22 protein-coding genes are annotated in these 22533 nt (G+C 68.4%); 7 read left to right on the forward strand and 15 right to left on the reverse strand.

All coding sequences use genetic code 11. From position 1 onward, the window contains the following. Window positions 1-44 precede the first annotated feature (44 nt). Window positions 45-944 carry an RNA polymerase sigma factor SigJ gene (gene sigJ, locus AB0L70_RS38155; RefSeq protein WP_363691756.1) on the forward strand — a complete coding sequence of 300 codons (900 nt, stop codon included), beginning with the start codon at window positions 45-47 and terminating at the stop codon, window positions 942-944. Here the strand turns inward: sigJ and AB0L70_RS38160 are convergent. Genes AB0L70_RS38160 through AB0L70_RS38170 form a run of 3 tightly spaced genes read right to left on the reverse strand, consistent with a single transcriptional unit; the run spans window position 941 to window position 3725 of the window. After that, window positions 941-2158: an FAD-dependent oxidoreductase gene (locus tag AB0L70_RS38160; protein WP_363691757.1), complete on the reverse strand. Its 1218-nt coding sequence runs from the start codon at window positions 2156-2158 to the stop codon at window positions 941-943. The two genes, sigJ and AB0L70_RS38160, sit on opposite strands and share 4 nt — an antisense overlap. Further along, on the reverse strand, window positions 2155-3057 hold the full coding sequence (locus AB0L70_RS38165; RefSeq protein ID WP_363691758.1) for a diiron oxygenase: 903 nt from the start codon (window positions 3055-3057) through the stop codon (window positions 2155-2157). The genes AB0L70_RS38160 and AB0L70_RS38165 overlap by 4 nt, the downstream gene beginning before the upstream one ends. A 41-nt stretch (window positions 3058-3098) precedes the next feature. Next, the gene (locus AB0L70_RS38170) at window positions 3099-3725 is read right to left on the reverse strand and encodes a class I SAM-dependent methyltransferase (RefSeq protein WP_363691759.1); all 627 of its coding nucleotides are present in this window, start codon (window positions 3723-3725) and stop codon (window positions 3099-3101) included. Window positions 3726-3897: 172 nt separating this feature from the next. On the opposite strand from AB0L70_RS38170, the gene AB0L70_RS38175 reads away from it, so the two are divergent. Beyond that, a complete protein-coding gene (locus AB0L70_RS38175) occupies window positions 3898-4806 on the forward strand; it encodes a DUF929 family protein (protein ID WP_363691760.1) in 909 nt (302 codons plus the stop codon). Between the two features lie 3 nt (window positions 4807-4809). Then, on the forward strand, window positions 4810-5283 hold the full coding sequence (locus AB0L70_RS38180) for a vitamin K epoxide reductase family protein (protein WP_363691761.1): 474 nt from the start codon (window positions 4810-4812) through the stop codon (window positions 5281-5283). A gap of 40 nt (window positions 5284-5323) precedes the next feature. Here AB0L70_RS38180 and AB0L70_RS38185 read toward each other — a convergent pair whose 3' ends face one another. The 8 genes from AB0L70_RS38185 to AB0L70_RS38220 all read right to left on the reverse strand — a co-directional run bounded on the left by AB0L70_RS38185 (window position 5324) and on the right by AB0L70_RS38220 (window position 12151). After that, on the reverse strand, window positions 5324-6355 hold the full coding sequence (locus AB0L70_RS38185; RefSeq protein WP_363691762.1) for an acetate/propionate family kinase: 1032 nt from the start codon (window positions 6353-6355) through the stop codon (window positions 5324-5326). Then, a complete protein-coding gene (locus AB0L70_RS38190) occupies window positions 6355-7488 on the reverse strand; it encodes a phosphoketolase family protein (protein WP_363691800.1) in 1134 nt (377 codons plus the stop codon). The genes AB0L70_RS38185 and AB0L70_RS38190 overlap by 1 nt, the downstream gene beginning before the upstream one ends. Beyond that, on the reverse strand, window positions 7373-8719 hold the full coding sequence (locus tag AB0L70_RS38195) for a phosphoketolase family protein (protein WP_363691764.1): 1347 nt from the start codon (window positions 8717-8719) through the stop codon (window positions 7373-7375). Before AB0L70_RS38195 ends, AB0L70_RS38190 begins: the two co-directional genes overlap by 116 nt. A gap of 8 nt (window positions 8720-8727) precedes the next feature. Next, window positions 8728-9051: a plasmid stabilization protein gene (locus tag AB0L70_RS38200; RefSeq protein WP_363691765.1), complete on the reverse strand. Its 324-nt coding sequence runs from the start codon at window positions 9049-9051 to the stop codon at window positions 8728-8730. A gap of 119 nt (window positions 9052-9170) precedes the next feature. Further along, window positions 9171-9314, reverse strand: coding sequence for a GPGG-motif small membrane protein (locus AB0L70_RS38205; RefSeq protein WP_363691766.1), 144 nt, complete (start codon window positions 9312-9314; stop codon window positions 9171-9173). Between the two features lie 110 nt (window positions 9315-9424). After that, window positions 9425-10036, reverse strand: coding sequence for a DUF1684 domain-containing protein (locus tag AB0L70_RS38210; protein WP_363691767.1), 612 nt, complete (start codon window positions 10034-10036; stop codon window positions 9425-9427). A 14-nt stretch (window positions 10037-10050) separates the two neighbouring features. After that, entirely contained in the window at window positions 10051-10704 is a 654-nt protein-coding gene (locus AB0L70_RS38215; protein ID WP_363691768.1) for a transglycosylase SLT domain-containing protein, read from the reverse strand. A 13-nt stretch (window positions 10705-10717) separates the two neighbouring features. Beyond that, entirely contained in the window at window positions 10718-12151 is a 1434-nt protein-coding gene (locus AB0L70_RS38220) for an MFS transporter (protein ID WP_363691769.1), read from the reverse strand. Window positions 12152-12230: 79 nt separating this feature from the next. Between AB0L70_RS38220 and AB0L70_RS38225 the strand changes: the two genes are divergently transcribed. Then, window positions 12231-12884: a helix-turn-helix domain-containing protein gene (locus AB0L70_RS38225; protein WP_363691770.1), complete on the forward strand. Its 654-nt coding sequence runs from the start codon at window positions 12231-12233 to the stop codon at window positions 12882-12884. A gap of 51 nt (window positions 12885-12935) precedes the next feature. Here AB0L70_RS38225 and AB0L70_RS38230 read toward each other — a convergent pair whose 3' ends face one another. Then, the gene (locus AB0L70_RS38230) at window positions 12936-14336 is read right to left on the reverse strand and encodes an alkaline phosphatase (protein WP_363691771.1); all 1401 of its coding nucleotides are present in this window, start codon (window positions 14334-14336) and stop codon (window positions 12936-12938) included. Between the two features lie 322 nt (window positions 14337-14658). Between AB0L70_RS38230 and AB0L70_RS38235 the strand changes: the two genes are divergently transcribed. Beyond that, window positions 14659-16773 carry a DEAD/DEAH box helicase gene (locus AB0L70_RS38235; RefSeq protein WP_363691772.1) on the forward strand — a complete coding sequence of 705 codons (2115 nt, stop codon included), beginning with the start codon at window positions 14659-14661 and terminating at the stop codon, window positions 16771-16773. Between the two features lie 54 nt (window positions 16774-16827). Further along, the gene (locus tag AB0L70_RS38240) at window positions 16828-17487 is read left to right on the forward strand and encodes a VOC family protein (RefSeq protein WP_363691773.1); all 660 of its coding nucleotides are present in this window, start codon (window positions 16828-16830) and stop codon (window positions 17485-17487) included. Here the strand turns inward: AB0L70_RS38240 and AB0L70_RS38245 are convergent. Together AB0L70_RS38245 and AB0L70_RS38250 are read right to left on the reverse strand one after the other, a co-directional pair. Beyond that, the gene (locus tag AB0L70_RS38245) at window positions 17477-18133 is read right to left on the reverse strand and encodes a response regulator transcription factor (RefSeq protein ID WP_363691774.1); all 657 of its coding nucleotides are present in this window, start codon (window positions 18131-18133) and stop codon (window positions 17477-17479) included. The two genes, AB0L70_RS38240 and AB0L70_RS38245, sit on opposite strands and share 11 nt — an antisense overlap. Beyond that, window positions 18130-19278 (reverse strand): histidine kinase, encoded by a 1149-nt coding sequence (locus AB0L70_RS38250; RefSeq protein ID WP_363691775.1) that lies wholly within the window; start codon window positions 19276-19278, stop codon window positions 18130-18132. The genes AB0L70_RS38245 and AB0L70_RS38250 overlap by 4 nt, the downstream gene beginning before the upstream one ends. A gap of 164 nt (window positions 19279-19442) precedes the next feature. Here AB0L70_RS38250 and AB0L70_RS38255 point away from each other — a divergent pair, with 164 nt between their 5' ends. Continuing rightward, window positions 19443-21521, forward strand: coding sequence for an MMPL family transporter (locus tag AB0L70_RS38255; RefSeq protein WP_363691776.1), 2079 nt, complete (start codon window positions 19443-19445; stop codon window positions 21519-21521). On the opposite strand, the gene AB0L70_RS38260 is transcribed toward AB0L70_RS38255, so the two are convergent. Further along, window positions 21504-22430, reverse strand: coding sequence for a GTP-binding protein LepA (locus AB0L70_RS38260; RefSeq protein WP_363691777.1), 927 nt, complete (start codon window positions 22428-22430; stop codon window positions 21504-21506). The two genes, AB0L70_RS38255 and AB0L70_RS38260, sit on opposite strands and share 18 nt — an antisense overlap. Between the last annotated feature and the right edge of the window lie 103 nt (window positions 22431-22533).

The raw sequence follows: 22533 nt of genomic DNA on the forward strand, positions 1-22533 counted from the left end.
TTTCGTCGTACCAGGGACGGTGGATCTGACCGAAGGGAAGCATCATGACCGGGGACGAGCGGCTCGATCCGGGACTGAGCGCGATCATGAGCGAGCGGCGGCAGCTGATCAACCTCGCTTACCGGCTGCTCGGCTCGCTGGCCGACGCCGAGGACGTGGTCCAGGAGACGTACGCCCGGTGGTACGCGATGTCACCCCGCGAGCAGGAAGCGATCGACGTACCCGGTGCCTGGCTGTCCAAGGTCGCCAGCCGGATCTGCCTCGACCTCCTGAAGTCGGCCCGGGCGCGGCGCGAGCGGTACGTCGGTGAGTGGGTCCCGGAGCCGCTGCCCGAGACCTCCGAGTGGACGACCAGCGCCGATCCGGCCGACCGGGTGACCCTGGACGAGTCGGTGAACATGGCGTTCCTCGTCGTACTCGACGCGATGACGCCGGCCGAGCGGGTCGCGTTCATCCTGCACGACGTGTTCCGGTACCCCTTCCCGGAAGTGGCCGAGATCGTCGGACGGACTCCGGCCGCCTGCCGTCAGCTCGCCTCCTCGGCCCGGCGCCGGATCAACTCCTCGCAGAATCCCCCGCCGCCGACCGCCCAGCGCTCCGAGCTGATCGGCAAGTTCAAGCAGGCCTGGGAGGCGTCCGACATCCAGGCGCTGATCACGCTCCTCGACCCCGAGGTCACCGCGACCGCCGACGGCGGCGGTGTGGTCACGGCCGCCCTGTACCCGGTCCACGGCAACGCCGAGGTCGCGCAGTACTTCGTCGGCCTGCCGATCATCGCCTACGGCCGCACCCTGCTGGAGCGGACCGTGAACGGTCAGCCCGGCCTGGTGATCGAGTTCGAGGGCGTGATCGAGACCGTGATCGCGTTCGACATCGCCGACGACCGGATCGCGAACATCTGGGCCGTCCGCAACCCGGAGAAGCTGCGTCCCTGGACGACCTAACTGGTCGCGAGCATGGTCAGGACGGTCTCCTGGGCGCACGCCTTGTTGATCCCGATCCCACCGCGAGCGCCGCGTTTGATCCAGCCCGCGACGTACTGTCCGGGCCGGTCGACGACGGCGCCGCGGACGTTCGGTACGACGCCACGCTCGGCGTCGAACGGCAGCCCGGCGACCGGCTTGCCCTCGAACCCGATCGCGGTGAACAGGTTGCCCGCAGCAATCGTCTCGCCGGTGTCGAGCTCCAGCCCGGCCTCGCTCCACCGGGTCGGCCGGGCGTTGAACCGCAGCTGAGCACCCGGAAACGCCGACAGCTCGTCCAGTGCGGAAGCCGTGTACGCCGCCTCTTCCGGACCGCGACGACCGAGCAGAACCACTTCCCGGATCCCGCTCGCCGCGAGAGTACGCCGTACGTCGTCCCGCAGCTCCATCTGAGCCAACCGCGTCTCATCGCTCAACAGCACCCGGGCCAGGTCGAGAGCGACGTTACCGTTGCCGACGACAACCGCCCGCGGACCGGTCAGCTCCACCGGCAGCACGGCGCCAGGCCGATCGTTGTACCAGGCAACGAAGTCCTCGGCAGCGCAGGCGGCTTCCTCACCCGGGATCCCCAGCCGCCGGCTCTGGTAGGCGCCGACCGCGTGGATCACTGCGTCGTACCCGCTCGCGAGCCCGGCCGCGTCGGTCCCCGGACGCCATCGCACCCGCGGATGCTCCGCGATACGTTCGAAGGTGGAGATGATCTGCCGGGTCCGCGGATGATCCGGCGCGACACCGAACCGCGCCAGCCCACCGACCTCGGCCAACCGATCCACCAGCGTCACCTCGGCCGTGGTCCGGAGCAGCAACTCGCGCGTCGCGTACATCCCGGCCGGCCCCGCACCCACGACGAGCACGCGCCGCGGTCCCCCACCCCAGGTCTGGTACGCCGGTGCCTGCCAGGCGTCCAGGTCCGTCCCGTCGAGCGGCTCCCGGTCCGCGTAGTACGCCGCGTTCCGCTCGACATCCTCCGGCGCGGACTGATCCACCGGTTTGGCCGCGTCGACCGGGCAGATGTCCGCGCACGCACCGCAGTCGATACACGTCCGCGGGTCGATGAACAGACTCGCCCCGGCCCCGAATCTAGGCTCTCCCGGTGACGGATGAATGCAGTTCATCGGACACACCGCAACACAACTGGCGTCCGAGCAGCACTCACCGGAGATGGCGTAGCTCATAACAACCCGGTACGCCGATACACCCGGGCCGCAGCGGGAGTCAGCAGGCCGACAGACCCGAGGAAGTCCATCAGGTTCGCGCAGCTCGTCCGCAGCAGCGACCGGTGATGCTCGTTGTGCCGCGCCTCGCGAACCGCCCGATCCACATCCAGACCGACGTTCGCGTACACCTCACGGCCGACCATGCTCGACACGATCATGTCCGCCGCGATCGCGATCACCAGCGCGCTGACCCACCGCCGGCCGCGGCCCGCACCGGCGAGGCGCTCGCGGGTCTCCTCGCGCGCGAACACCATGTGCCGCGACTCCTCGACCACATGGATGTGGTTCACCTGCCGCACCAGCGGTTCGACCCGGCGATCCCGCATCCAGCCGCGCTGCATGACGTCGAGGACCTCCTCGGCGACCAAGATCGCGGCGTACGCCGACTCCCCCGTCGCGACCGTCTTGAACGCGCGGCCGAGCTCACGCGCCAGCAGCCGCGGCCGGTACGACGGCTCGACCATCCGGGCGGTCGCCTTCGCGAACATGATCGAGTGCCGGCACTCATCGGCGATCTCGGTCAGCGACCACTGGAACTCGGCGCTGCGGGCCGGCTTGTCGTACACATCGCGCAGGATCAGCTGCTGCAGGATGAGCTCGAACCAGATCCCGGTCGTCGCCACCGACGCCGCCTCGTGCCGGGTCAGCTCCCGCCGCTGCTCCTCGCTCAGTTCATCCCAGTACGGCGTGCCGTAGAGCGTGCTCCACTCCGGACTCAGGCCGTACCCGTCGCCGACCGGAGCATCCCAGTCGATCTCGGTCTCCGGATCCCGGGACAGCATCGCCGCGGAACCGAGCAACCGTCGCGCAGTCTCGTCCGTGCCCTGCATCAGCACCTCCGTGATGCGATATGACATCTCCTATGTAACATAAGCGATGTCTCGCAGGGAGGCAACCGTCAGACGCCGCCGCGCTCGAAGCTGAACAGCCGTCGACCCAGCTCCAACGGCCGCGTCTCACCCGTGAACCGATGCACTCCGACACCGAAGCCGGCATTCGGATCCGAGAGCCACACCCGCTCGAACCCGCGCGTCTCGAACCACTCGCAGATCTGCGGCGCGAGATCCGGCTCCTCCCGGTGCCGAGTCCAAATCAGCGTCGCGCCCGGACGGCAGAACTGCGGACAAGCAGCGATTGTCTGCTCGATGTCCGCAGCCGAGATGTTGCCGAACACCCCACAGACGAGGACCAGGTCCGCCGGCACCATTCCGTCGTACTGGTCCGTCAATGACGCGTCGCCGGTCACCACCTCCACCTGGGGCAGACCGTCCGCCAGCTTCTCGGCGTACGCCGTGTTGCGCGGATCCAGTTCGACCAGGCGCGCGCGGACATCGTCGCGGCGCGGGTGATCGGGCAGCACCTCCAACAGGTCCCGGCCCTGGCCCGCACACAGGCTGATCACTTTCAACTCACCCGGCGGACACCGATCAAGGCCGGCCCGGACGTGCTCCTGTACGGCGGCCAACCGGCGCGCCAGTTCCGACCCGGGCTCGTCGTACTTGTCATGCCATCGCTGCCAGTCCATGCCCGGAAACCTACCCGCGCGGCGGGCCGATCCGAGCGCTCGGTAATCTCGCGGTGACGGAACGATGGTTCGCTCTCACGGAGCGGAACTTCCGGGGATGATCAGCAGTTGTCTTCCATGGGTGCCGAACGGATTCGGCCTGCCCGGAGGGCGTCGTGAATGAAGGAGAGTCATGAGTAGGCGTGTCGAGCAGAAGGCCAAGGCCCGCGAGCGCATCGCGGCACAGCTTGCTGCCCAGCAGCGGGCCGAGCGGCGTCGACGGCTTCTGCTCGCACTCGGTGCCGTGGTGGTCGTGATCGTCATCGTCGGCGGCCTGGTCACGATCCGTCTGGTCGGCGGCGGCAAGAAGAACGACGCGACCGGAGCCTCCGGTGTCGCCAGCGCCGAGATCGTCTCCGCGCTGAAGTCGGTTCCGGAGTCGACCTTCGCCGCGGTCGGCACCGCCGGGGTCCAGGCCGGGCCGTCCGCGATCACCGCGCCGGCACTGACCGCGAACGGCAAGCCGAAGATGCTCTACTTCGGCGCCGAGTACTGCCCGTTCTGCGCGGCCGAGCGCTGGCCGGTCACGGTCGCACTGTCCCGCTTCGGCACCTTCAGCAACCTCGGTACGACGCACTCGGCCAGTGCCGACGTCTACCCGAACACCGCGACCCTGTCCTTCCACGGCGCGACCTACACCAGCCAGTACCTCTCGTTCACCGGTGTCGAGGAGCTGAGCAACGTGCCGGCCGGCAACAGCTACGAGCCGCTCGACACTCCGACCGCCGAGGACCAGAAGATCGTCGAGACCTACAACAAGCCGCCGTACGTGCAGGGCGACGGCGGGTCGATCCCGTTCGTCGACCTCGGCGGCAAGTTCGTGTCGGCCGGCGCGTCGTACAGCCCGGACCTGCTCGCCGGGAAGACGCAGGCCCAGATCGCCGACTCGCTCAAGGATCCGAACAGCCCGATCGCGAAGGCCGTGGTCGGCTCCGCGAACGTCTACACGGCGGCGATCTGCGCGATGACCAACAACCAACCGGCGAACGTGTGCTCGACCGACACGGTGAAGTCGGCCGCCGCGAAGCTCGGGAAGAGCTGAGCGGTGAGCAGCACGACACAACGCTCCGAGACCTCGACCGGGCTGGGCTGGCTCCCGTGGACCACCCTGGCCGTGTCCGTCGCCGGTCTCGCGGTGGCGGCGTACCTGACCTATGAGCACTTCACCGCCGGCACCACGCTCGCCTGCCCGGACACCGGCGTCGTGAACTGCCTGAAGGTCACCTCGAGCGAATACTCGAAGCTCTTCGGCATCCCGGTCGCACTCCTGGGCCTGCTCTTCTTCGTCGGGATGACGGTGCTGTCCCTGCCACCGGCCTGGCGGATGCCCTCCCCCTGGCCCGGCCGGCTGCGTCTGGCCGCCGTACTCGTCGGAGTCGTCTTCGTCTGCTACCTGATCTGGGCGGAGCTGTTCCAGATCGACGCCATCTGCCTGTGGTGCACCGTCGTCCACGCCCTGACCCTGGTCCTGTTCGCCCTCGTCCTCGTCCGTCAGGCGCTGGCTCCCCCAGCTACCTGATCGCCGTCTGGGTACCGGCCCAGAAGGTGCGAGCCGCCGCCTACTCGAGTAGGCGGCGGGCCTGGGCTGCCATCGCCAGGTCCTCACGGGCGGGTAGGACGTACGCCGTCACCGGTGAGTCCGGCGCGGTGATCACCGGCTCGGCCGTTTCGTTGCTCTTGGCATCAAGCACGAGACCCAGCCACGCGAGCGCACGACAGGTGGCCGCGCGCACCGGCGCCGAGTGCTCGCCGACGCCGCCGGTGAACACCAGCGCGTCGAGCCCGCCCAGTGCCGCGACCATCCGGGCGATCTCCCCAGTGAGCCGATGGATGTAGACGTCGTACGCGAGCCTGTTCGCCGCCTGGTCCGACGCCTCCACGATCTCCGCCAGGTCACCGATCTTGTCGGTGAGTCCGCGAAGCCCCGACCGGTGTTCCAGTGCGTCGCCGAGCTCCTCGGCGGTCAGCCCACCGTTGGTCTGCAACCACAGCAACAGCCCGGGGTCGACCGAGCCGGAGCGGGTCGCCATCACCAGGCCGTCCAGCGGGGTGAAACCCATCGTCGTGTCGACCGACCGTCCGCCGTCGATCGCGCACAAGGACGCACCGGCGCCGAGATGACAGCTCACGATGCGCCGTGCGCTGACCGTGCGAGCGACGTACTCGTGCGACAGCCCATGGAAGCCGAACTTCCGCAGGCCGAAGCGAGCCCGCCACTCCAGCGGCAGGGCGTACGTCGCGGCCGCATCAGGAATGGTCCGGTGGTACGACGTGTCGAAACACGCGACCACCGGGCGATCGTCACGGCGCGACGCCCGGATCAACGAGAGCGCATGCGGCTGGTGCAGCGGTGCCAGCGGGACCAGCTCCTCGATCGCCGCCTCCACCTCGTCGTCCACGATCACCGCTCCGCCGAACCGTGAACCGCCGTGCATGACCCGATGCACGACCGCCTCCGCCTCCAGCTCGGACAGCGCGTCGGCGGATCCGTCCCAGTCCGAGATCGCTCGCTCGTCCTTCACCTCGTCGTCCGGCGCCAGCACCCGGAGCTTGAGGCTCGACGAGCCGGCATTCACGATCAGGAGGTCCATCAGGACACCCACCGCCAGTCCCGCACCTCCGGCAGGTCCTCGCCGTACTTGATCACGTACGCGTGGTGGCGGGTTCGCTGATCGGCGAAGTACTGCCGGGTCGTCACCGCCCGGCTGCGCAGCGACGGGACCCGATCGATCACGTCCATCGCCAGGTGATAGCGGTCGAGGTTGTTGCGGACCACCATGTCGAACCGCGTGGTCGTCGTACCCTCCTCGATGTAGCCGCGGACGTGCAGGTTGGCGTGCCCGTTGCGTCGATACGTCAGCCGGTGGATCAGCCACGGATAGCCGTGGTAAGCGAAGATCACCGGCTTGTCGGTGGTGAACAGGGCGTCGAACTCGGCATCGGGCAAACCATGCGGATGCTCGGTGGCGTCCTGCAACCGCATCAGGTCGACCACATTGATCACGCGGATCCGCAGGTCCGGCACGTGCTGGCGGAGCAGATCGACCGCGGCGAGCGTCTCCATCGTCGGTACATCGCCCGCACAGGCCATCACCACGTCCGGATCACCGTCGTCGTTGCTGGCGAAGTCCCAGACACCCAGCCCGCGCGCGCAATGCAGGGCGGCCGCCTCCCAGGCCAGCCAGTTCGGCTGCGGTTGCTTGCCTGCGACAACAACGTTGATGTAGTTCCGGGTGCGCAGGCAGTGGTCCATCGTGGACAGCAGTGTGTTCGCGTCCGGCGGGAGATAGACCCGGACCACTTCTGCCTTCTTGTTCACCACGTGGTCGATGAACCCCGGATCCTGATGCGAGAAGCCGTTGTGGTCCTGCCGCCAGACGTGCGACGTGAGCAGGTAGTTCAGCGACGGGATCGGGCGTCGCCACTCGAGCCGATTGATCGTCTTCAGCCACTTGGCGTGCTGGTTCACCATCGAGTCGACGATGTGCACGAACGCCTCGTACGACGAGAACAGTCCGTGCCGGCCGGTCAGCAGATACCCCTCCAACCAGCCCTGGCAGGTGTGCTCGCTGAGGATCTCGAACACCCGTCCGTCCGGAGCGAGATGCTCATCGGTGTCCCGGCGTTCCGCGAGCCAGGCCTTCTCCGTCGCCTCGTAGACCGCGCTCAGCCGGTTCGACTCGGTCTCGTCCGGCCCGAACAGCCGCAGATTGTCGGCATTCAGGCGGAACGCATCGCGGATACGCCGCGAACACCTTCGTCGGTTCCCCGTCCTCGGCCCCGGGCGACTTCACCGGTACGGCGTACTCCTCGACCGGCGGCAGCTCCAGATCCCGGCTCAGCAGGCCACCGTTCGCATGCGGCGACGAGCCCATCCGCAACGCCGGACCGGGTGCCAGCTCGGTCAGGGCCTCAACCGGACGGCCGCCCTCGTCGAACAGCTCCTCCGGCCGGTAGCTACGCAGCCACGACTCCAACTGACGCAGGTGATCCTCGTTGGTCCGTACGCCGGACAGCGGCACCTGATGTGCTCTCCAGGTGTCCTCGACCGGTAGACCGTCGACAACCCGTGGTCCGGTCCAGCCCTTCGGCGTCCGCAGCACGATCATCGGCCAAACGGGCCTCGTAGGGCTCTGCGACTCGGTCCGCGCCTCGAGCTGGATCTCGCTGATCCGATCCAGGCATCGGTCCAGCGTCGCCGCTAGTGCCTGATGGACGGTCTCCGGATCCGAGCCCTCGACCAGGAACGGCTCGTGACCGTACCCCTGCAGGAGTGCGGTCAGTTCATCGTCACCGATCCGGGCCAGGATTGCGGGGTTGGCGATCTTGTAGCCGTTGAGCGCCAGGATCGGCAGCACCGCGCCGTCGCGGCCCGGGTCGAGAAACTTGTTCGAGTGCCATGACGCAGCCAACGGACCGGTCTCGGCCTCACCGTCCCCGATCACGCAGGCCACGACGAGATCGGGGTTGTCGGCGGCTGCGCCGTACGCGTGACTGAGTGAGTATCCGAGCTCGCCGCCCTCGTTGATCGAGCCCGGGACATCCGCGGCCACATGGCTCGGGATACCGCCGGGGAACGAGAACTGCTTGAACAGGCGGGCCATGCCGGCCTCGTCCCGCGTCGTGTTCGGGTACTCCGCCGTCCAGCTGCCCTCGAGCCAGGTATTGGCGACCAGCGCGGGTCCGCCGTGCCCGGGACCGGTGACGTACAGGAACGGAGTCTCGCGCTGCCGAATGGCTCGGTTCAGGTGTGCGTAGATGAGGTTCAGGCCGGGCGTCGTACCCCAATGGCCGAGCAGCCGCGGCTTGATGTGCTCAGGCCGCAGCGGCTCGCGGAGTAGCGGATTCGACAGCAGATAGATCTGACCGACGGACAAGTAGTTGGCGGCCCGCCAGTACGCATCGATCCCTTGCAGCTCGTCGTCGTTCAGAGGCCTGGTGTCGATCTGCTGCACGGGATTCCCTACCGGCCGACTGCCTTGGCGAGTTCGGCCTTTGTCATCGTCGAGCGGCCCTTGATGTTCTTGTCCTTGGCCTCGTTGTACAGCTGGGCCTTGGTGCGGCCCTTCGAGCCACTGTGTGAACGGAGTCCGCCGCGGCGACCCGACGAGATGTCGTGGGTGGACGAGCGGCTCTTCTCCTTGGACTCGCCGGCGCGGGCGCGTTCCTTGTTCACGGTGCGCGCGGCGATCTCCTCGGCGGTGTCCTCGCTCCGGCCGCGCTTCTTCAGGCCGGCCTTGATGTGCTCGTACTGCCGTTCTCGTTTCGGGCTGGATCCTGCAGGCATCTGCTTGCTCCTCTCGTCCACGCACCCGGTACCCGTCGCCGATCCGGCAAACACGGCGCCGCCCCCACGCGGAGGCAGCGTGGGGGCGACCAGATTCCGATGGAGATCCAGGAGCGGGATCAGGTGAAGATGCTGACGCCACCAGGACCGACCAGCAGGCCGATGATGATCAGCGCGATGCCCCACAGCAGTTGGCCGCGGATGAGCGAAACGATCCCGAAAATGACGAGGACCGCCGCGATGAGGAACAGAATGAGAGTCATAACCCTTCCCATCTGACGAGGCCGGGCCGTTGACCCAGCAGCTGACATTCCCCGTGCACCCCAACCGGTGCCCGCGCCCCTCACCCGCAAACAGCCGGGCAGAACCTCGCCTAGGCCGAGGTCAGCTCGCCGACCGGTAGTCGTGCCTTCAGCGTGTTGGTGGCCGGCGCGAGTGGGCAGGTCCATAACGGGCTGTAGGCGCAGGACGGGTTGTAGGTGAAGTTGAGGTCGGCTACCAGCCAACCTGCGCGGAGGTCGCCGCCGAGATCCGCGCCCTTGACGGTGTCGATCAGGTACCGGCCACCGCCGTACGTGCGTTGGCCGGCGAGCGCGTCCTTGACGGGGACGAACAGCCCACCGCCGTACGACTCGAGCCACCACACATCCAGGTCGCCGACGTCCGGCAGATGCAGTACGCCGATGCGCGTGAACGGGATGACGCCGTCCGTCGCTGAAGCGGCCTCCCAGCGCACTCGCTCCACGTTCGTGTCGATCTCGACCTCGAAGCGCAGTTCCGGCTGGTAGTCACCGATCTGGGCTCCGCCGTACGCCTCGCGGTCCTCCACCGGTGACGCGGGGTGGGTCATCAGCAACTCGTCGCGCCCGGCCTGCCAGATCGCGTGGGCCTTGGCCGGTTCACCTTCGGCGCGGACGGTCTCGTAGAGCGCGAACACCCTCCGCCGCCAGTCGGCGACGGCAAGCTCGGACAGATCCTGTGTCACGTTCTCTCCTCTGATCAGCCGCTGACCGCTTGGCCGGACTTGTCCCAGTTGTCGTGCAGCTTGTCCAGATACGACTGGGCCTGTGAGCCGACCTTCGTTCCCTTGGCGAACGAGCGCATGTTCCCGCCGCCGGCGTTGTAGCCGAGGGCAAGCAACTCGTCCTTGGTGTAGCGCTGGGTCTTGGTGTCCGGCAGCCGCCTGGCCAGGTCGTGCAGATGCCACGCCGCCGCCTGGATCGCCAGCGCCGGATCGTCGGGCAACTGCTCCCACTTCCGCTTCGCGAAGTCCCGGCCGCGTTTCGTGTCGTCGAAGGCCGGCTTGTGCATGTTCGCGATCCCGAACGCGGGATTCGAGTCGACCTCCGCCCACGACCGCTCGAACTTCGGGTCGTGCGGCTTGTACGCCTCGTTGTACAAGATTGCCATCAGCAACTGTGGATTGACCCCGGCCTGTTTCGCGTACCGCCGGACCTGCGGGGCGAACTGGGCCGGGTCGTAGTCGTCGTACCAGGCCTTCTTCGCGGTTGGCGTCGTACTCGGCGTGGACTTGGGCTTGGCGGTCGCCGTTGGTTGCGGTTTGTCCACGGCCTTGGTGTCGTCGTCGTTGCGCGCGACCACGACACCTACGACCACGACCCCCAGCGCAACCCACCACCAACCCTTCGCCACCTACCCAACTTACTCAATCGCGTTCAGGGACCAAGGTCTGCACCGCCGGGGCAACCGTCTCGACCCGACGCAGGACACCGAAGGCGACCAGAGCCGCGACGACCAACACTCCGGCACAGAGCGTGAACCCGAGCGCATAGCCGTTGGTGAGCGTCTCCCCCGTGACCACCTGTCCGGTGCGGTCGTGCGCGGCGGTGCCGAAGGCGGCCAGGCCGAACGACGCCCCGATCTGGCGAGAGCTGTTCAGCAGACCTGACGCCGTACCGGTCTCACGAGGATCAACGCCCACGGTCGCGGTCGAAACCACCGGTCCGAGGCAGAGTCCGAAGCCCACGCTGGCGATGAGCGACGGGAACAGGATGTCCGCGACATAGCTGCCGTCGGCGCTGATCAGGCCGAACCAGGCGAATCCAGCAGCGCTCAGCAGCGCTCCGGCAGCCAGCAAGGTGCGGGCCGAGAACGTGTGGCCGAGCTTGACCGTGAGCGTGGCGCCGGCGACGACCCCGAGCGCGAACGGCAGGAACATCAGGCCGGCCTTGGCCGGCCCGATCCCGAGTACGTTCTGGAGGTACAGCGTCATGAAGTAGAACGTCGACGCCATCGCCGCGCCGATCAGGAGGTTGAAGGCGTTCGCTCCGCTGACCGAGCGGTTCGAGAACAGGCCGAGCCGGACCAGCGGCTCGCGACGAGTGGTCTTCTCGACCACGACGAAGGCGACCAACAGCGCGATCGCGATCAGCAGAGTCGTCAGCGTCCGCGCCGATGACCACGGGTAGCGATCCGTACGGACGACGCCGTACACAAGCAGCGTCAGTCCGCCGGTCGCCAGCACGGCACCCAGCAGGTCGGGACGACCGCTGCGGGTGGTGACCCGATCGGCGTGAACACCGCGCGCGGCCAGCACGAACGCGACGGCGGCCATCGGAACGCTCACGAACATGACCCAACGCCAACCGGCGTACTGGGTGAGAATGCCGCCGGCGAGGACGCCGAAGGCACCGCCGATGGCGTTCACCGCACTCCAGATCCCGAAGGCCCGGATCCGGGCCTTGCCGGACGGGAAGGTGGTCGCGAGCAACGAGAGTGCGGCCGGCGCGAGCGTGGCGGCCCCGATCCCCTGCACGGTGCGAGCTGCGACCAAATGCCCCGGCACCTGGGCGAAGCCGCCCGCGAGCGAGGCGAGACCGAAGACCGCGAGACCGATCAGCAGGACGCGCCGGCGCCCGTACCGGTCCGCGGCCTTGCCACCCAGGAGGAGGAACCCACCGAACGTGAGGGCGTACGCGTGGATCACCCAGGTCAGGCCCAAGGCGCTGAATCCGAGGCCGGCCGCGATCTGCGGGAGCCCCACATTCACGACCGAGAGGTCCAGCGACACCATGAACTGCACCACCGCCACCGCGGCCAGGACGACCCCCGGCCGGACATCTGTCGACTTTTCGAACATGTTCCGAAAGTAGCATTTGAGTCACCAACTGCCAAGTGTCGGGTTCGTCGGGTGAGACGTCGGACGGCATGATGGGGCGGTGGCCCAACGCAGCAGCGCACCGAACGGACGCACCGGTCGACCACCGGTCACGTCGCGGGCCGAGATCCTGGCGGCGGCCCGCCGGCTGATCGACCGCGACGGGTGGGAGAAGCTCACCGTTCGCCGCCTGGCCGCCGAGCTCGGGACCGGCCCGACGACGATGTACCACCACGTCCGAGACAAGGAAGCCCTACTGCTGCTCCTGCTGAACGAGTACGCGTCCCAGATGCCGCGACCCGAGCTGCCCAGCGATCCACGGGACCGCATCGTCACCGCCACGATCGCGATCCACGACGCGCTGGCCGAGTGGCCCTGGGCCGCCGAGGTCCTCACCGCCAACGGCTTCGTCGGCCTCTTCGCGGCGTCGTCGCTGTGGCCGGTCGAGACCGTCATCGCCGCCACCGTCGAGACCGGCCGCACCCTCGAAGAGGCCGTGGACGTGTTCCGCAACATCTGGTTCTACACCGTCGGCGAGATCCTGGTGCAGGCCCACTCCCCCGACCGCGCCGTCGAGCGCGATCCCTTCTTCACCGATCTGGACCCCACCCAGACCCCGCACCTGGCCGCCATCGGCAACGACTGGCCACAACTGGCGACGCACCCCAACTACGCCGCCGGCCTCCGCGCGATCGTCAACGGCCTGCTCCCCTGAACGACAACGCGGGCCGGCGGGGATATCCCACCGGCCCGCGTCGGAGTTCGATCAGTGACCGCCCAGCACCTTGAACAGGTGGGTGTGATCGTTCGTGCCGAGGACCGCGTCCGCGCCCGGACCCTGGGCCCAGACCGGTACGACGGCACCCGTGTGCTGCATGCTCGGCGCGGTGGCCACCGGCGCCTTGCCGTCGCCGCCGAAGCCGGCGGTGCCGTAGGTCAGCGTCAGGGTCTGACCGTCCTTGGTGGTCAGGTTGGTCGACCAGCCGGTCGGCAGGCCCGAACCGCTCGCGTCCTCGCCCACGATCTGGCTGGTGTGGGAGTGGTCCGCCGACACGACGACCAGGGTGTCCGGGTGGGACCGCTGGTAGTCGAGCGCAACGCCGATCGCCTTGTCGAAGGCCACGGTCTCACCGATCTGGCCGCAGGCGTTGGTGGCGTGGTCCTGCTTGTCGATCGAGGCGCCCTCGACCTGCAGGAAGAAGCCCTTGCGGTTCTCCAGTAGCTTGATCGCCTTGGTCGTCATGTCGGCCAGGCTCGGCTCGTTCGACGGCCGCTGGTTCTCCTTGCAGGCGGCCGGCGCGTTGCCCTTGCCGAGCGACGCGGTCGGGCCGGCCCACTCCAGCGACATGTTGCTCGGGTGGAACAGGCCGAGAACCGGCTTACCGTCGTTGACCGACTTGAGCCCGTTGGCGTCCGTCACGTACTGGATGCCCTTGGCCTTCGCCTGGTCGACGACGGTCTTGCCGGCGTACGGACCGCCGGTGATCTTCTGCTCGAACCGCGCCCGGCCGCCGCCGAGGAGTACGTCGATCTTGTGGTCGACCTGCTGCTCCGCGATCGAACCGAGGCCACCCGCGGCCTTGGTCTCCTTCGGGCAGGCGGCCATGTCGGCCGGGCCCTGGCAGCCGCGCAGCGAGATGTGCGAGGAGAGCACCGCCGGCGTCGCGTCGGTGATCTCGGCGGTGGAGACGTCGCCGACCTTCATGCCGCGCTTCTGCGCCTGCTCCAGGACGGTGGCGTAGTTCGTCCCCGGCACGTTGTCCGCGCTGCTCGGGCCCTGCGAGATCCGCTCGTCGATCGTCTTCTTGCCGGTCGCCCAGCTCGAGCCCGTCGACGCCGAGTCCGGGTCGTAGTCCGGCTTGTACGGCGGCTTGGCGGCGGGCTTCACCGACCACGTCGTGTCGAAACCGGTGTACTTCGCCCGGTCGACGTTGAGCTTGTTCTGGACGCCCTGGTAGTAGCGTGCGGCGGTGATCTCCTGGGTGCCCATGCCGTCACCGAGGAGGAAGATCACGTTCTTCGGTCCGCGCGGCGACTGGTGCGCCGCGGACAGGTCCGAGCCCTGCGCCGACGAGAACGCACCGGTGGCGGCGGCCGAGGCCATGCCTGCCGCGGCGATCACCGTGGTCGCGGCGAGCGCGGCCACGACGGCCTTTTTCCTGATCATTTCGGGCCTTTCTGGTTGTCTGGGACACCCGGAACGTATGCGTGATCTCCGCACAACAGGTGACGTCCGGGCAACCAGCAGGTGACACCACGCACGTCACACATCGTGTCGACAGGGGGTAATGGGCTGTTCACGGCCGCGACTGCGGTTAGTATTGGATCGCATCGACCAGGCCGGTCGTCGATACCGACCGCTCGCGATCAGACTGAGTCACTGGATCAGACTGAGCCACTGGCCCCGCCGCACTTCAGGTACGGCGTCTCTTCGACGGCACCACGCCGTACGGTGCGCGTTTCACCATGTCAGTTCACAGGAGGATTCCTTGGCCCGACGAGGCCAGCGCCAGTCCGGCGCTACCCGACCGGCTACCCGGCGGCGGCGCCCTGCCGACGATGCCGACGGTCTGATCCAGGTGCTCGCCCGCGGCGTGCGCGAGGTCGAGGCCGCGGTCGAGCGTGGCGCGGTCCGGCCATCGGTGCGGACGAAGTTCCAGATCGTGGCGATGCTCGTGCGCGAGGAGCGGGCCCGGGTCAACGCCGACGCGAGCGCCAGCGACGCCTACCGCGCCGAGCAGCTGCGGCGGCTCGACGGGATCGCGACGATCCTGGCCAAGTCCGCCGCGCGCGAGACCTCGCTGCTCGGGCTGCTGGCCGAGGATGCCGTCATCTCCGAGGCGGCCGCGGCACTCAAGCGCGAGATGCTACTGTCCGCCGGCCTCGAGCCGCCGCGCGAGGAGCCCAAGCCGAACGAGCCGACCACCCCGGCCGAGCCGGCCGCGCGCCGGGTCGTCCCGCAGACCGTGGTCCAGCGCCAGCTGGCCAACCCCTTCCTGGCACCCGACTTCAGCGCAGCCCCGTCGCGTCCACCGCGCCCGGGCCGCCTCGCCAGCTGGGAACTGATCCAGCCGTTGCTGCGGTCGTTCGAGCGCGCTTCCGCCTCGGCGAGCAAGACACTGCCCGCGCCGACCTCACTGCAGGCAGCCAACGGCCTGGAGCTGATGCCGCACCAGGCCCGGCTGATCGCCTCGGCCGCGGCCGGCCATCGCACGTTCCTGCTGGCCGACGAGCCGGGCCTCGGCAAGACCGCTCAGGCCCTGCTGGCCGCTCGAGCTGCGGACGCCTACCCGCTGCTGGTCGTCGTACCGAATGTTGTGAAGACCAACTGGGCCCGTGAGGCCGGTCTGTGGACACCGCGGAAGAACGCCACCGTCGTGCAGGGTGACGGCGAGACGGTCGACGGCTTCGCGGACATCGTCATCGTCAACTACGAGGTGCTCGACCGGCACGTCGGCTGGCTCGGCGATCTCGGCTTCCGCGGCATGGTCGTCGACGAGGCGCACTTCATCAAGAACAAGAAGTCCCAGCGGTCGCGCAACGTGCTGCAGCTGTCCGAGCGTCTCCGCAGCCGGACCGCACGGCCGTTGCTGATGGCGCTGACCGGTACGCCGCTGATCAACGACATCGAGGACTTCACCGCGATCTGGGAGTTCCTCGGCTGGATCGACGAGACCGGACCGCGAGCCGAGCTGATGGAGGCGCTGGAGGAGACCGATCTGACCCCGGCCGATCCCGCCTTCTCGGCGGCTGCCCGGGCCTGCGTGATCGATCTCGGTATCGTCCGCCGCCGCAAGGTGGACGTCGCTGCGGACATCCCGGCCCGCCGGATCGCCGACCTGCCTGTCGAGCTCGACGGTGCCGTCGGCCGCTCGATCCGCGACGCCGAGCGGGAGCTCGCCGACCGTCTCGTCGCTCGCTACCAGAGCGCGCTCGAGACTCGGACCTCCGGCAGCAGCGTCGAAGGCATCGACCACGAGCTGGTCCGCCGGGTCGCCGGTTGGGAGCGGTCCGATCGGGACGACGCGAAGACCGGCGAGAACGTGTTCAGCCTGGTCCGCCGGATCGGCAAGGCGAAGGCCGGGCTGGCCGCCGACTACGCGGCCCAGCTCGCACACAGCGTCGGCAAGGTGGTCTTCTTCGCCCGGCACATCGAGGTGATGGACACCGCGGAGGAGCTGTTCTCCGAGCGCGGCATCCGGTTCGCCTCGATCCGTGGCGACCAGACCCCGCGGACCCGGCAGAAGCACATCGATGCCTTCGTCAACGATCCGGACGTGTCCATCGCGGTCTGCTCCCTGCTGACGGCCGGGGTCGGGCTCAACCTCCAGGTCGCGTCCAACGTCGTACTCGCGGAGCTCTCCTGGACCAACGCCGAGCAGACGCAGGCGATCGACCGGGTGCACCGGATCGGCCAGGACGACCCGGTCACGGCGTGGCGGATCATCGCGGCCCAGACCATCGACACGAAGATCGCCGAGCTGATCGACTCCAAGGCCAGCCTCGCCGCGGTGGCCCTGGACGGCGCCGACGAGGAGACGTCGTCGGCCGACATCCAGCTCGAGGCCCTCGTGACGCTGCTGACCAACGCGCTGACGGAGTAGCGGCTCGACACTCGACCGGAAGCCTCAGCGGAAAGCGCTTGCTAGGGTGAGTTCGTGATCTACGAACTGAACCATGTCGGTGGCCCTGTCGAGGATCTGGACGCCAGCCTGGCGTTCTACGACGAGATCGGCGCCGAGGTGGTCGACCGGTTGTTCATGACGAGCAGCCGGGTCCACCGGGTGCACATCCAGCTCGCGACCGGCCTGGTGGAGCTGCTCCACAAGGAGGTCGCCGATCCGGAGGCGACGTACGGCCTGAACCACGTCGGCTTCATGACCGACGACCTGGACGGGGACTACGCTCGGCTGATCTCCCTCGGGTACGGCGAACTTTCGTCGCCGAGGGTCGCCGGGAGCGGTCAGGGCAGACTCGCGTTCCTGTCCGACCCGAACGGCGTACGCGTCGAACTCCTGCAACGCGCCGAGGAGTTCCGCGTCCCACCGATCACCTCAGGCCCGGTCAGTCAGCTCTCCTTCATCGCCCTCGCCGCGCCGGACCTGGACGCGGCCATCGAGTTCTACGGCACCCACCTCGGCATGCAGCGGGTCGAGTCCGGGGACGAGGTCGTCTTCCGGCTCGGCACCGACGCCGTGAAGCTGTCCGACTCGTTGCCCCCATCAACCACCCCGATCAACCACCTCGGCCTCGCCACCACCACTCCCCTGGCGGACCGCCAGGACCCGGACGGCAACCGGATGGTCTTCACGGTTTGAGGCGACCGGTTTCGTAGGCCCACATCGCGATCTCGACGCGGTTCCGCGCGCCGATCTTGCCCATCACGCCGGTCAGGTGGGTCTTCACCGTGCTGAGGCTGATGTGGAGCTCGGCTGCGATCTCGGCGTTCGTCCGGCCGGTGGCCGCGGCGATCAGGACCTCCTCCTCGCGGGCGGTCAGTGGATCGATCGGCTGGGCCGGTGAACGACCGGCCGGTGGTTCGGAGAACGTGGCGAGCAGCCGGGCGGTGATCTTCGGCGCGATCAGGGCGTCGCCGTTGGCAGCGGCGTGGATCGCCTGGACGAGGAGGTCGGGGCCGGCGTCCTTCAAGAGGAAGCCACGGGCGCCGGCCTTCAGCGCGCCGTACACGTACTCGTCCAGGTCGAACGTCGTGATCACCACGACGGCGAGCGGGTTCTCGACGCCGGCTCCGGCGAGTTCACGAGTCGCGCCGATCCCGTCCAGGCCGGGCATCCTGATGTCGAACAGGCACACGTCGGGCCGCAGGCGGCGGGCGTACTCCACCGCCTCCAGTCCGTCGGCCGCCGTGCCGACCACCTCGATACCGGGCTGGGCGTCGAGGATCATCGCGAGTCCGGTCCGGACGAGATCCTGGTCGTCGGCGACGAGCACCCTGATCGTCATCTGGCCACCGCCGTCCGCGGCAACACCACATCGACGATCCAGCCGCGGTCCGATCCAGGTCCGGCGGCGAACGAGCCGCCGAGCAGCGTCGCCCGCTCCGTCATCCCGACCAGGCCGTAACCGAGCGGGTTCCGCGCCGCCGAGGTGGCCTCGCCGTCGTCGCGGACGGTCAGCTGGACGGTGTCGTCGTACGACGTGACCCGTACGTCGATGCGGGTCGCCTGCCGCGCGTGCCGGACGGCGTTCGTGATCGACTCCTGCGCGATGCGATAGATCGCGGCCTCGACCGCAGGCCCGAGATCCTCGAGATCACCCGAGACCTCGACCTCCACCCGCGTCCGGCCATCCACGCTGCGCGCGAGCCGCTCCAGGTCACCGATCCCCGGTTGCGGCGCGAGCGCCGCCGTACCGTCATCGCGCAGTACGCCGACCATCGTTCGCATCTCGGCGAGCGTACGGGTGCCCTCGGCCTCGATGATCGCGAGCGCGTCGACTGCCGCGTCCGGGCGGGTGGCGGCGACCGCGCGGCCGGCCTGGGCCCGGATGACGATGGCCGAGACGTGATGCGCGACCGTGTCGTGCAACTCCCGGGCCAACTGCTCGCGTTCGCGCAGACGTACCTGGTCGAGCTCACGAACCCGGGCGGTCCACCGGTAGCGGGCTGCGGCACCAAGAGTCGCGGGGAACAGCAGGAACATGCTGCCGACGACCGCTTCGACCCAACCGGGGAAGTCGCTGGCGATCCCCAGCACCAGCGCGAGCACGACGATCACCAACCCGGTACCGATCTCTCGCCCGGATCCCCAGCGGACGAGTGAGTACGGCAACAGGACCACACAGACCATCGTGTCCAGCCCGAACGGCGCGCTGCCGCTGATCAACACGGCCGTAGAAGTCACGATCAGTACGCCGAAGACCGCGGCCACAACGGCCAGCGGTTGGGTCCGGCGCCACATCAGCGCGAGCACCGTACCCACGCCGACGGCCACCGCGACCGGCCTCGCGACCACGTCGTCGCGCAGTACGCCCTCGAGCACGATCGCCGTCGTCAGCCCGGCAAACAGAACCCAGTCCCTCCACACCCGCCTGGGTGGATGTGGAGCTCGCGACTCGGCCAGTAGCGAGCGGATGGCGTTTCTCAACATGCCCTCAGCGTACGGACTCCGGACGCGGAGCGGATCGGCTCAAAGTACGGGACGCGACCCGGCTGATCGGCTGAGGCAGCTCCGGCTCATCGCCCGAGGTGCGAGTCGGCCCGTCGGCTCCAGGCTGAAGCCAACTCTCGCCGAAGGGATCCATCATGAACTCGATGCTGTACAGGCTGGGCCGGTACTCCGCACGTCGGCCCTGGGTGGTGATCGGGGCGTGGCTCGTGCTGGCGGCGCTGGTGGTCGCCGCGTCCGGTGCGTTCGGCAAGAAACTCGAGGAGTCGTTCGGCGCGCCCGGCGTGGACTCGCAGCACGCGACCGAGCTGCTCGTCGCCGCGGGGGCGGATCAGGCCGGACTGACCGCTCAGGTAGTTGTGACTCCGCTGGAAGCCGAGGGCAGGCTCGACTCTCCGGCTCTGCGTGCCGCTGTGCTGAGGATCCGGTCCGCGGCCGCCGAGCTGCCGCACGTGCTCAGTGTCAGCGACCCCGTCGTCTCGCCCGATGGCCGCGTCGGTCAGCTCCGGCTGCAGTACCCGGTGCTCGGCGAGCTGGAACCGAGCGATCTGGAGGCACTCAAGTCCCTGACGGCCGTGGAGTCTCCGCTGCGGGTCGAGTTGGGTGGGGATCTGTTCTACGCGTTCGAGGAAGGGCAGCCGGGGCTCGGTGAGGCGTTCGGGTTGATCGCCGCGATGGTCATCCTGCTGCTCGCGTTCGGGTCGATCGTCGCGATGGGACTACCGGTCGGCATGGCCGTGTTCGGCCTCGCACTGGCGGTCAGTTCGCTGTCGCTCGTCACCCATCTCATCGACCTGCCCAGCTGGGCGCCCGTACTCGGGAGCATGATCGGACTCGGGGTCGGCATCGACTACGCGCTGATCATCGTGACCCGGCACCGCGAGTACCTGGCCCGCGGCCTGGAGGTGCATGACTCGGTCGGGCGCGCGATCGCCACCGCGGGGCGGTCCGTACTCTTCGCCGGCGGCACGGTGGTGATCGCGATCCTCGGGCTGGTGGTGGCCGGCGTACCGTTCATGACCGCGGGAGGGATCGCCATCTCGCTGATCGTGCTGACCATGGTGCTCACGTCGCTGACGCTGCTGCCGGCCTTCCTCGGCCTGGCCGGGCACTGGATCAACCGCCTTCGGGTACGGCGGGTTCGGCCGGTGCCCGGGATGGGTTGGCAACGGTGGGCGGGGCATGTGTCCAGGCATGCGGCCGCGTATGCGATCAGCGCCACCGTCGTACTGCTGGCCCTGGCCGCGCCGGTGCTTGCCTTGCGGGTCGGCACGCCTGATGAGGGAGTCCTTCCGGTGCAGCGAACCGAGCGCCGGGCCTACGACCTCGTGGCTGAAGGATTCGGTGCCGGCAGCAACGGCCCGCTGGTGATCGCGATCGACATCTCGCACGACCCCGGCGTCGTCCAGCCGCTGTACGAAGCGGTCAAGGCCGATCCGGGGATTGCCTCGGTCGCGCCACCGTCGGTCAACACCACGGCCGGGGTCGCGACGATGGTCGCCGTACCGACGACCGGTCCGCAGGACGAGGCCACGATGACTACGGTCAAGCGGCTCCGTGCCGAGGTGTTTCCGTCGGTACCGGCCGACGCCCATGTCGGCGGGCAGACGGCGACGGTGGCGGATGTGGGTGCCAAGGTCAACGATCGGCTGCCGTGGTTCATCGGCGCGGTGATCCTGCTGTCCGTCGTCCTGCTCACGGTCGTCTTCCGGTCGGTCGTCGTACCGCTGAAGGCCGCGCTGATGAACCTGCTGAGCATCGGGGCGTCGTTCGGGGTGATGGTGATGGTCTTCCAGTGGGGCTGGGGCGCCGGCCTGATCGGGTTGGAGTCGACGCTGCCGATCCTGCCCTTCATCCCGATGTTCATGTTCGCCGTGGTGTTCGGGCTGTCGATGGACTACGAGGTCTTCCTGCTGTCCCGCATTCGCGAGGAATACCTCCGTACCGGGGACAACACCGCGTCGACCATCCATGGCATCACGACCACCGGCCGGGTGATCACCTCGGCGGCGCTCATCATGATCGCGGTCTTCGTCAGCTTCTCCCTGGCCGACGACCCGACCGCCAAGATGTTCGGACTGGGTCTGGCCACGGCTGTGCTCATCGACGCGACCATCGTCCGGCTGATCCTGGTCCCCGCCCTGATGAAGCTCCTCGGCAAGGCCAACTGGTGGCTGCCGGGAGTCACGTCACGGGCTGGTGATCGGTCAAGCGGCCATCGCTGAATTCCGGCCGGCGGCGAGGTAGGCGGCGTGGCGGAGGGCGTCGACCACGTACGCCGGAACCTTGAGCCCCTCCTTCTGCGCCCACAGCAACTCGGTCTCGACCCGGCCGATTTGCTCCGCGTACCGCATCAGTCCGGCCTCACCCTCGCCGGTGATCCCGAGGCGCTCCATCACCACGCCGAAGTCGCCGCGCTGGGCCTCGTCGTACGCACCGACCGGCTCGAACGAGAACCGGCGAATGGTCCTGGCCAGCCACTTCTGCCAGGCCCCCAGCTCTTCCCACAAACCTTGCGCCGCGATCTTGTAGTACGCGAAGTGCCCGGGCTCCTGGCGGCGGATCGGTCCGATCACGGTTGCCGCGACCGCCTTCTCACCCAACTGCATCAAACCCCGATGGAGCTTGTTGTACGCCAGGATCGCGGACTGCTCGGTTGCCACACCGGTCAGGTAGTAGAGCATCCGGGTCACGTCCTGGATCGCGGTCGACTTCCCGAGCGCACCCAGCAGCCGCATCCGCAGGTCGATGTGGTTGAGATTCAGCGTCGACGACGGCAACCCGACCAGCGACTGCAGCTTGTCCAGGATCAGCCCGTGGTGCGTCTCCTGCGGCAGCCAGACATCGCCGTAGAAGAACCGATCGACCGGCGGAGGCTCCGGCAGCAGCAGGTTCAGCTCGAGCACATTCCGCTCGACCTCCAGCTCGACCCGCGACATGTACGTCAGCACCGGGCCGAACTTGTCGGCCAGCACGTTCGGCCGCGCCATCGTGTAATCGACGCTGTCCAACGGAATCGGCGGGTGCTCCTCCCCCAGCCGCTCCACGTGATCGTGCAACCGCGCCTCGACCGAGGCACCACGCCGCGTCCTCGGCGTACGACGCCGACGGAACCACTCACCAACAGCAGTCACGTAGCCACCCCCTCACCGGCAGTACGATCCAACTCGAACTAAGGCCCACCTTACCTGCCCGCCTCCACCGAATACTTCCGGGTCAACGATGTACTACCCGGCA

The organism is Kribbella sp. NPDC051952 (genome assembly GCF_040680855.1).
Lineage (GTDB): Bacteria > Actinomycetota > Actinomycetes > Propionibacteriales > Kribbellaceae > Kribbella.